7 protein-coding genes are annotated in these 10081 nt (G+C 66.5%); 2 read left to right on the top strand and 5 right to left on the bottom strand.

The window, feature by feature from the left end:
- Positions 1–261 precede the first annotated feature (261 nt).
- On the top strand, positions 262–1797 hold the full coding sequence (locus ACFWF3_RS11700) for a Rieske 2Fe-2S domain-containing protein (protein WP_379313622.1): 1536 nt from the start codon (positions 262–264) through the stop codon (positions 1795–1797).
- 131 nt (positions 1798–1928) lie between these two features.
- On the top strand, positions 1929–3305 hold the full coding sequence (locus ACFWF3_RS11695; RefSeq protein WP_379313621.1) for an FAD-binding oxidoreductase: 1377 nt from the start codon (positions 1929–1931) through the stop codon (positions 3303–3305).
- Positions 3306–3403: 98 nt separating this feature from the next.
- Here the strand turns inward: ACFWF3_RS11695 and ACFWF3_RS11690 are convergent, their stop codons facing one another.
- From ACFWF3_RS11690 to ACFWF3_RS11670, 5 genes are all read right to left on the bottom strand, one after another.
- Complete coding sequence (locus tag ACFWF3_RS11690) at positions 3404–4453, bottom strand: Gfo/Idh/MocA family oxidoreductase (RefSeq protein WP_379313620.1); 1050 nt, start codon at positions 4451–4453, stop codon at positions 3404–3406.
- Between the two features lie 56 nt (positions 4454–4509).
- Complete coding sequence (locus tag ACFWF3_RS11685) at positions 4510–6426, bottom strand: protein kinase (RefSeq protein ID WP_379313619.1); 1917 nt, start codon at positions 6424–6426, stop codon at positions 4510–4512.
- Positions 6423–8312 (bottom strand): serine/threonine-protein kinase, encoded by a 1890-nt coding sequence (locus ACFWF3_RS11680; protein WP_379313618.1) that lies wholly within the window; start codon positions 8310–8312, stop codon positions 6423–6425. The genes ACFWF3_RS11685 and ACFWF3_RS11680 overlap by 4 nt, the downstream gene beginning before the upstream one ends.
- On the bottom strand, positions 8306–9472 hold the full coding sequence (locus ACFWF3_RS11675; protein WP_379313617.1) for a hypothetical protein: 1167 nt from the start codon (positions 9470–9472) through the stop codon (positions 8306–8308). The genes ACFWF3_RS11680 and ACFWF3_RS11675 overlap by 7 nt, the downstream gene beginning before the upstream one ends.
- Before the next feature lie 78 nt (positions 9473–9550).
- The coding region (locus tag ACFWF3_RS11670) for a hypothetical protein (RefSeq protein WP_379313616.1) at positions 9551–10081 on the bottom strand (531 nt) is incomplete at its 5' end.

The following is a 10081-nucleotide window of genomic DNA, read 5'->3' as shown; positions in this document are numbered from 1 at the left end:
CACCTCCTACACCGGCGAGGAGCTACGATCCGAGCAGGTTCGTGGCGACTACCTGGCAGTTCACGTCCCTGTGACCACCTCACCCGGGGGCACGCGGACGCGCACTTTCACGGTTGTCGCGACCGCTGAGGGCTATTGCATCGGTGACGTAACGATTTAGCCACTACCCTGGTTGGCTGGTACGCCGAAGCAGTCAGGGGGCCCGAGGCGGTAGCTCGCCATTGATCCGGCGAATCAGATCCTGGTAGGAGGAAACAGCTCGTGCAGATCACCAGCGTCGGACACGCCGGCTTCCATATCCGAACCGAGGCCGGCACGATCCTGTGCGATCCCTGGGTGAACCCCGCGTACTTCGCGTCGTGGTTCCCCTTCCCGGACAACTCCCAGCTCGACTGGGAGACCCTCGGCGATGTCGACTACCTGTACGTCTCGCACCTGCACCGCGATCACTTCGACGCCGCCCACCTGGCGAAGTACGTGAACAAGGACGCCACGATCCTGCTGCCCGACTACCCGGTGCTCGACCTGCGCCGTGAGCTCGAGGCGCTGGGTTTCACCAAGTTCTTCGAGACCGAGGACTCGGTCAAGCACACGATCACCGGGCCGAAGGGCTCCGTGGACATCATGATCGTCGCGTTGCGCGCGCCCGCCGACGGCCCGATCGGCGACTCCGGAATTCTCATCTCCGACGGTGAGACCACCTGTTTCAACATGAACGACGCCCGACCGGTGGACATGGACGTCATCCACGACGCGTTCGGCGATATCGACATCCACCTGCTGCAGTACTCGGGCGCGATCTGGTACCCGGCCGTGTACGACATCCCGGCGCGGACCAAGGCCAACTTCGGCAAGCAGAAGCGTCAGCGTGGCATGGATCGCGCGCGCTCCTACATCGAGCAGGTCGGCGCGACCTGGGTGGTGCCCTCGGCGGGTCCGCCGGTGTTCCTCGACGACGAACTGCGCTACCTCAACGACGATCGCGGCGACGAAGGCAACATCTTCCCCGACCAGATCGTGTTCCTCGATCAGATGAACATTCACGGCAACCCCGGCGGGATCCTGATGATCCCCGGTTCGGTCGCCGATGTGCGCGGTAAGGAGCTCGACCTCGCGCACCCGTTCGACCCGGATCGGATCTACGGCGACAAGGCCGCCTACATCGCGGAGATGGCGCAGCGTTTCGCGCCGGTGCTGGCCGCGGAGAAGGCGTCGTGGGAGACCGGCGAGGGTTCGCTGCTCGAGCCGCTGCGTGAGCTGTTCGAACCGATCATGAAGCAGAGCGCGCTGATCAGCGACGGCATCGGCTACCCCGTGGGCCTGGTGATCGGCGAGGAGACCATCGTCCTGGACTTCCCGCACCGCACCGTGCGCGCGCCGCTCGAGGGCGAAGGCCGCTACCGCTACGGCTTCCGCATCGCCCCCGAACTGGTACGCACCGTGCTGCGCGACAACGAGCCGGACTGGGTGAACACGATCTTCCTGTCCACCCGCTTCCAGGCGTGGCGCATCGGCGGCTACAACGAGTTCCTCTACACCTTCTTCAAATGCCTCACCGACGAGCGCATCGCCTACGCCGACGGCTGGTTCTCCGAGGCACACGACGACTCCGCCGTCACCGAACTCGACGGCTGGGAAGTCCAGCGCCGCTGCCCCCACCTCAAGGCCGACCTCTCCAAATTCGGTGTGGTGGAAGGTAACAACCTCACCTGCAACCTGCACGGCTGGCAATGGGACCTGGAATCGGGGCGCTGCAAGACCTCCAAGGGTCACGAGCTGCGCTCTCGCAAGCTCTGAACCTTGAACCAGGGACGGCGACCGGGGTAATTTGAGTTCGGGGTCCATCGAGACAGTCCGATCCACCCCTCCGTTCCACGATCACGCACTGCGTTTGTTCGGCTCATTCTCGACCCGACCAGGGAGCGACAATGAACGGCACACCTGTATCGACCATCCTCGAAGCGATTCGCGGTGAGGTGATCACCGCGGACTCACCCGGCTACGACCAGGCGCGTTCGGTCTACAACGCGATGATCGACCGCCGGCCCCTCGCGGTCGTCCGCGCGGTCGACGTCGCCGACGTGCGTACCACCGTCGACGCCGCCCGCGAGAGCGGACTCGACCTCGCCATCCGCGCAGGCGCCCACAGCGTGCCCGGTTTCGGCACCGTCGACGACGGCATCGTCTTGGACCTGAGCGCCATGAAGGGCATCCGCGTCGATCCCGAACGGCGGATCGCCCGCGTACAGGGCGGCTGCGACTGGGGCGACTTCGACCACGCCGCGCATTCCTTCGGGCTCGCCACCACCGGCGGCATCATCTCCACCACCGGGGTCACCGGCCTGACTCTCGGCGGCGGGATCGGCTACCTCGCCCGCGCCTACGGTCTGTCCATCGACAACCTCCGGTCCGCCGATGTGGTGCTGGCCGACGGCACCTTCGTGACCGCGAACGCGACCGAGCACCCCGATCTGTACTGGGCGCTGCGCGGCGGCGGCGGCAACTTCGGGGTGGTCACCGAAATGGAGTTCGACCTGCACCCGGTGGACACGATCTACGGCGGACCCATGTTCTTCGAGCTAGACGTCGCCGAAGAGCTGTTGCGGACCTACCGCGACTGGATCGCCGCGGCACCGCGCGCGATGGGCGCCTTCCCCGGCTTCCAGATCGCGCCGCCGCTGCCGTTCATTCCCGAGGAACGGGTCGGCGAACCGTTCGTCCTGCTGGTGTCCTGCTTCAACGGCCCCGATCAGGAGGCCGAAGCCCTGCTCGCGGACCTGCGGGCGGTCGCGACGCCGGTGGCCGAGCACGTCGGCCGGATGCCCTACCCGGCCCTCAACAGCGCATTCGACGGTCTCCTTCCTCCCGGCCTGCAGCACTACTGGAAGGCGGCGTTCCAACCCGAACTCACCGACGGCGCCCTCGCCGCTCATCTCGAGTTCGGCCCGCGAGTGCCCGCGGTGCAGTCCACCATGCACCTCTACCCGATCGACGGCGCCGTGCAGGACGTCGCGGTGGACGACACCGCGTTCGCCTACCGCACCGCGAATTTCGCCCCCGTGATCGCCGGGATGTGGCCCGATGCGATCGACAACGACGCCAACATCAGGTGGGTCCGCGACTACCACTCCGCGCTGGAACCCCACACCGCCGACGGCGGCTACATCAACTTCATGGGCTCCGACGACCAGGGCCGCATCCGCGCCAACTACGGCCCGAACTTCGACCGCCTGGCCGCCGTCAAGAAGACCTACGACCCGGCCAACCTGTTCCACCTCAACCAGAACATCGCGCCGGCGCAATAGTCGGCTACGGCCGTTCCGCATCATCGTGCTGCGGCTCTGCATGGATGTGCTCGACGGAGCCGTCGGATCACCCCTTCGGCTCGACTCGGTGCCGGTGGTCAAGAAGTGAGATCGGCAGGTTCGGCTACGTGGCGGGCGTATTCGAGAATTCGCAGGGTTTCCACGGCGTCGCGGGGGTCGACCGGGACCGGAGCTCCGTCGAGCAGGGCGGCGGCCATTCCCGCGTAGAAGGCGGGGTAGTCGCCGGGGAGGGTGGGGATCGGGCGTAGATCCTCGCCTGCGCCGAAGGTGCCCCACTTTTCGGGTGGGACAGTGCCCCAGGGTTTTCCGTCGTCCGGGCGGCGGCCTGCGCGCAGTTCGTCTTCCTGGGGGTCGAGGCCGGAGACGGTGTAGCCGTTGGTGGATCCGAGCACACGCAGGCGCGGACCCAGTTGCGGCGCAACGGCACTCATCCACAACTGCGACCGCGTGCCGTTGGCGTGGGTGAGGGCGATGAAGGCGTCGTCGTCGGCTCCGACCTCCGGGCGGCGGCGGTCGAGTTCGGCGTAGACCTCGGTGACCGGGCCGAACAACGTCAGCGCCTGGTCGACCAGGTGGCTGCCCAGATCGAACAGGATGCCCGCACCGTCCTCGGCATCGCCCACTTCACGCCAGCCACCCTTGGGAACCGGCCGCCACCGCTCGAACCTGGATTCGAACCGCCGGACCTCACCCAGCTCACCGGCGTCGATCAGGGCGCGTACGGTCAGAAAGTCGTTGTCCCAGCGACGATTCTGGAAAACACTCAGCGGCAGATCGGCCCGCGCAGCAGCGTCGACCACTTCCTCGGCGTCGGCCGCCGTCACCGCGAAGGGCTTGTCCACCACCACGGGCAACCCCGCGGCCAGCGCCTGCAACGCCAGCGGCGCGTGCGAGCGATTCGGCGTGGCGATCACCGCGAGATCGACATCCTCGTCCTCGACGAACATCTCCTGCGCCGACGCCCACACCCGCACCCCCGGATGCTCGGCCCGCGCCTGTGCGGCCCGCTCCTCCGATGCGGTCACCACCGCGGCCACCCGCATCCGCGGATCGGCGGCGACGAGCGGCGCGTGGAACACCGACCCGGCCAGGCCGTATCCGACTACCGCTACTCCGAGCTGGTCCATCGTTGCCCCTTCGTGGTGGTCTGCGGATCGCAGTCTTCACCGTAGCCGGGCCCGGCTCAGCGCTCGGGCAGATTCCCGACCGCCTGTCTCAGCAAGGACGAGGCGATCGCACAATACTCGTCGCGGAATCCCTCGGTTCCGTGTACCGAGACCTCGATGGTCTCCTCCCCGGCATCCGGCACCAGGAAGGCGCGCGAGCAGATGGCCTTCGAACCGCCCTTGCCGAGATACACCTGGACCCCGTCGACGGTGACGAGCTCCAGGTCCTTGCCCGTCGTGCTCGTGCTGGTGCTGACCAGCTCCAGGGTGACTCGCACGCGCCCGTCCCACCGGCAGGTGTGCGCGTCGGCGATCGTGGGCTCGGGCGGCAGGACGCCGATCTTCTCGGCGACGGCATCGCGGTCGAGCAGCGCGCACGGTTCCAGCAGCGCCAGCGAGGAGTCCCTGCCCTCGGCGCGCGGCGCGGTCGTCAGTGACCGGGCGAGGTTGGCCGCGATGTAGTCGAGGCCCGCGCATTCCTTCACCCCGGACGGATTGCTGAGGACGATGACGATGCCGGACTCGTGCTCGGCGCCTGGGCTCGCGATGGCCCGCGTACAGGCTGCCGCGCTGCCGTCGATGATCGGAACCCCTTCTACCACCGTCTTGTTCGGCGTCAGGTATTCGTCCTCCTGCCCCAGATAGAGGTAGAGGGCGTAGCGGTTGGAACTGGCGCTACACCCCCAGCTCGGGGACGGACTCAGCTCCCACGTTTGCGCGGCCAGTGGGGTCGGCGCGACCGGCACCGAGTCGCCGAGGGCCGAGGTCAGCCAGGGGCAGGCATCGATCTGCCGCAACTGCGCCAGGGTCAGTCCGGTCACCGGTCCCGGCTCGCTTTCTTCGCGTGTCGCGAAGTAAGAGATCCCGACGAGCGCCACGAGCAGTGCTGCCAGTGCACCTGCCAGGCTGGTTCGAGCTCTCGGACTCGCCGCGCTCCAACGAAGACGCCCGGATTCCAGTGCACGCCTGCCGTATTCCATGCTCGCACGACCCGACTCGGCCATGACCACCGAAAAGGGACGTCCAGGTGCAGGTTCCGGTGCGGCAATCGCGGGCAGGGCGGCGAGCAGCGCCGAGATCTCGTGCTGCTGGCGCCCGATGTCGTCGAGCACGGGGGCGGGCCACGGTGGCGGACCGCTCGGCTGGGCACCGAGATAGTCGAGGATCTGCCCCGGAGTGGGGCGGGCTGCCGGATCCTTGCGCAGGCACGCGGCCAGCATCTCGAACAGCGGCTCCGGCACGCGGCTCAGATCGGGTTCGCGCTGGGCGATGTTGAACAGCGTGTACGGCACAGATGGTGCGGCGAACGGTGCGACGCCGGAGGCTGCGAAAGCGAGAACCGATCCGAGGGAGAACACGTCCGACGCCGGCGTCAGCTCATACCCGAGCGATTGCTCCGGTGACAGGAAGTCCGGCGTTCCCATGACCGTCGCGGTGGCGGTCCCGGCGGCTGGGGTGATACCGACTTCACCGAGACGACCACTGTCCCTTGCTAACAGCACCGTGTCGGCACGGATGCGCTGATGCACGAGGCCTGCGGCATGGACGGTCCGCAGCGCCGAGGCGAGGGCGGCGGCCAAGGCGCGAACGGCAGCCACAGGCAGTGGCCCGTGTTCGGCTACGGCGGTGTCGAGGCGCATGCCCGGAACGAATGCTGATGCCAACCAGGGCTTCTCAGCATCAGCATCGACGTCGATCACCGTGGTATTGGCGGATCCCGAGACTCGCATGGCGGCAATAGCGCTGTGCCGCAATCTGATCCGGAACTCCGGCTCGTCGAGAAGTTCCGGTAGCGCCTGTCGCACGACGACCAACGAGTCATCGGGGCCGGTGGCGAGCACGGACCGGAATCCGGCCGCGGACTCGAGTGTGCCGAGCGCTCGGTAGCGACCGATGGTGGGTGGATCGCTGGGACCGAGGGGAATGATCGTCATGATGGGGGCAACTTCTCGAGTACGGGTTCGAGCAGATCGCCGGCAGTCTCACAGTTCCCACCGGCCCGCGCCGTGTTCGAGAAGTACTGGGCCCGCACTTGCTCGGCCTGATCGTCTTTGGTCGGCATCACCATCACGATGAAGGTGCAGTATTCGGGACTGCTGCCGTCGAGATAGACCGTGTGATCGCCGATAGTGCTTGTTTGCCGGACCCTTCCGCCCGTAACACTGTCCGGCCGGGTGCGCTCGTTGATATCGAGCGAAAAGGAGCCGTCAGCGCCGGTCAACGCGCAGCTATGGGGAGTCGACGTGCGCACGGGATCACCGACCAACGAACGAGTGGCCGCGATGTCGATCAGCGAGCACGGGTCGAGTGGCAGCAGCGAGCCCTGCGGGAAGGTCCGCAGCGGCGGATTGACCGACAGACGACGGACCACCGCCGCGAGCGCGCGCTCGGACGCCGGACAGAGGTCGCCTGCGGGCGGATAGGTGCTCGCGCCCATAGTCAGCGCCATCGGCAAACCGCTCTGGGTCACCACTATGCGGTCACAGGAGGCGGACTCTTTGTGAAGTCCGAGTACCGGCATCCAATTGATGGAGCTACCCATCGGCTGTCTGTCATCACGTACCTCGGCGACATTGTCGTTGTTACGCAGGCTGAAAGACACCGTGCGACCGGCCTGATCGCGATACCCGACGGTACAACCGCCGATGGCGTTCGAGACGACTTCACTTGTCGCAGTGCCTAGTTCACCGAGCACTGACGGATCGAGCAACGCGCAGAGGTCGAGGCGGCGGGATTCGTCGTGGGTCAGCGCCAGTGGCGGATCATCCATCGCCACCGCGTTGCCCTCGACGCCGACGCCACAAATAGCGATGGAAGCCAGCACCAGTGCCGACACCGTCGCGGCAGCGAGAACCAGTCGCGCCCACTTCGGCTTCGGCTGTTCGGGTGCAATCGACGCTGTGGCAGCAGCGGTTCCGTCTGCCCAGCGACCCGCCTCGGCCTGGCAGTCGGCGATGCGTCTGCGGATCCGGACCGGCCAGACAGGTTCGGCGTCGATCCCGCTCACCGCGTCGAGCAACTGCTCGGGGGTCGGTCGCGCCGACGGGTCCTTGGCGAGGCAAGCATCGACCAGCGCGCGGATCTGCTCCGGAATTCCGGTGGTATCCGGGGAGCTGTAGAGCACGTTGTAGAGGACCTGCGGGGTGGAGGCCGCGTCGAACGGGCTCGCGCCGGTGGCCGCCATCGCGAGAACCGCACCGACGGCGAAAACATCGGAAGCTGTTGTCAAAGGGCGGCATTCGGCCTGTTCGGGTGACATATACGCGGGCGATCCGATCACCGCTCCGGTGGCGGTGAGGTTGACGTCGTCCTCGAGCGCCCTGGCGATGCCGAAGTCGATCACGCGTGGACCGTCGTTGGTGAGCAGGATGTTGCTCGGCTTGAGGTCGCGATGCACCAGGCCGGTGCGGTGAATCTCGAGCAGCGCCATGGCCAAACCGGTGGCCAGGAGTTTCAGCCCGTTCAGGTTGAGGCGGCCGAACTCGCCGATCATGTCCTGCAAGCCGGGACCCGCGATGTATTCCGAAGCCAGCCATGGTGTTTCGGACTCCGCGTCGTGGTCGACCACGCCCGCGGTGTAAGCGCCGGTGACCTGTTGTGAGGCCAACACCTCCCGCCGGAACCTGGCACGGAACTCCGGATTGCCGGTGAACTGGCGGTGGATCTGCTTCACCGCGACCAACCGGCCGTCCTGGCCCTGGCCGAGCAGCACCTGTCCCATGCCACCCCGGCCGATCACGGCAAGCAGGCGATAGCGGCCCAGCCGTTCGGGATCCTGCGAATTCAGCGGTTTCATCGCCGCGCCTCCCGTGTTCACCACGACCCGCTCAGTAGCGCGTGCTGCGCGACCGCCTGCTGTCGAATATCGGTCTCCTGGTTGCTGTAGAGGCGGACCACGAACTCGTTGTATCGCACCAGGCAGGAGAACCGCCGGGCGGGAACCGACCTGTTGTCCGGCCTCGCTGCGCGGTAGCAGGAAACACCCGAGAGTCCCGGCGGACCTGTCAGCGGGGTGTAATCGGCAGCCAGCGAATGCTTTTCCTCGAGGTCGGCGTAGGTCTTCGCGGCTTCGCTGTCCCGCGCGCGATACAGAAACTTGTTGTACGACACCGCGATCGCGTCGATCGAGCTCTGTTCGAAATCACGCAGGTTGACCGACGGATCGTCGCGTAGCAGGGCATAGGAACGAGGCCCGTAGACCATGAATTCCCACTTGTTGGGCCAGTAGTCGCCGGTCTTCACTATATGGGTGAGCAACTTGTCGCTGTCGAGTTTCAGCTTCGGTATGTCGGCGGCGGGCGTCGGAACCAAGGTGCCGAGCTCGGCCAGCTGAGCGCGGTAGGTCCGTGTGAGCAGATCGGTCAACAATTCGGGGCTGGGCTCGATGATCTTGGCGTACAACCTGATCACTAGGTTCTTCCACACCAGCCAGCTCCCGACCGTGGGCACACCGGGTCGCCAATGTGACAGTGCGGCAGGATATTCCGAAAGAGACAGGGGCGCGTTCTCGGTATTCGCGGTGAAATCCGCGGCAGCCATCGCCTGCGCGGCCGCCGTCGCCTGGGCCTCATCGGGTAGGGACAGGATCGCGATCGACAGCAGCTTGTACTTCGATTCGTTGTCCGACTGGCCGTTGCTCGCGATCGCGCCGTAACCGGCCAACACGTCGAACGGCCCGAGTGCGGTCCGCTGGACGCCCGAGAGCAGATCGTCTACGCCGCGTATCCCGACGATCAGCCCGCCGCCGTTGCCGTCGGTCAATTCCGGGTCGATGCGGTTGGCGAGCAGTAACCGCTCGCCGATGCGCACGGATTCCACCAGCGTTCCGCGCACTGCATTCGGCGCGTCGTCGTAGTCGCCCGCCACCGGTTCGAGGGCATAGTCACCGTGATCGGGTGCGGCGTTGTCACCGCATGCCGCGGTGAGCAGGGTGAGCGATAACAACGGCGCCAGCCAACGCAACCGATTACGCACGAACATTCCCCTCCGACCGCAGCGTCGAACGCCAGGCCCCTCCCGAACTCTGCCGTGAAACTATCACCCGCGAGTTCGGCGCCGCTACCGCGCGGGCAACCGGCCGACCGCCTGCTTCACGAGCGGATCGGCGATCGCGCAGAGTTGCCCTTCGCGTTGGTTCGGATTGCTGACGGACACTTCGACATCCTCGCGAAAGGTCTCGCCGACCTTGCGGAACTGATACACCCGACGGCATTCGTTCGGCCCCAGCATCACGCTGTCGAGATTGTCGACCAGCACACCGTCACCGATATCGATCACCTTCTCCTCCATCGAGGTCGCTCGTCGCCGTGGCTGCGACAAGGTGATCCGCACGGTGGAGTCACCCGACCACTCGCAGGAGTGCGCGGATTTCGCCACGACGGGGCCGAGAGCGGCGAAGGCCGAATTGTCCACCAGGGCACAGGGGTCTACAGACGACAGCGATTTCTGCGCGGCGGTGTCGGGATGCAGTTCGGCGAGCGAGGCGGTGAGCCGCTCGAGGACGTGGTCGGCGAGGCGGCATTCGCCGCGCGAGAAGGTGTCGACGATGATGCCCCAACGCGCGGCTTGCTCGCCACCCTCGATCGCGAA

The organism is Nocardia sp. NPDC060220, from assembly GCF_042727815.1.
Lineage (GTDB): Bacteria > Actinomycetota > Actinomycetes > Mycobacteriales > Mycobacteriaceae > Nocardia.
The sequence above is the reverse complement of the archived record's forward strand: the minus strand, read 5'-3'. Positions and strand labels throughout refer to the sequence as shown.

Bases quoted from the DNA above. Each gene is read 5' to 3' on its own strand.
- ACFWF3_RS11695 (WP_379313621.1), top strand. From the start codon at position 1,929: ATGAACGGCACACCTGTATCGACCATCCTCGAAGCGATTCGCGGTGAG.
- ACFWF3_RS11690 (WP_379313620.1), bottom strand. From the start codon at position 4,453: ATGGACCAGCTCGGAGTAGCGGTAGTCGGATACGGCCTGGCCGGGTCG.
- ACFWF3_RS11685 (WP_379313619.1), bottom strand. From the start codon at position 6,426: ATGACGATCATTCCCCTCGGTCCCAGCGATCCACCCACCATCGGTCGC.
- ACFWF3_RS11675 (WP_379313617.1), bottom strand. From the start codon at position 9,472: ATGTTCGTGCGTAATCGGTTGCGTTGGCTGGCGCCGTTGTTATCGCTC.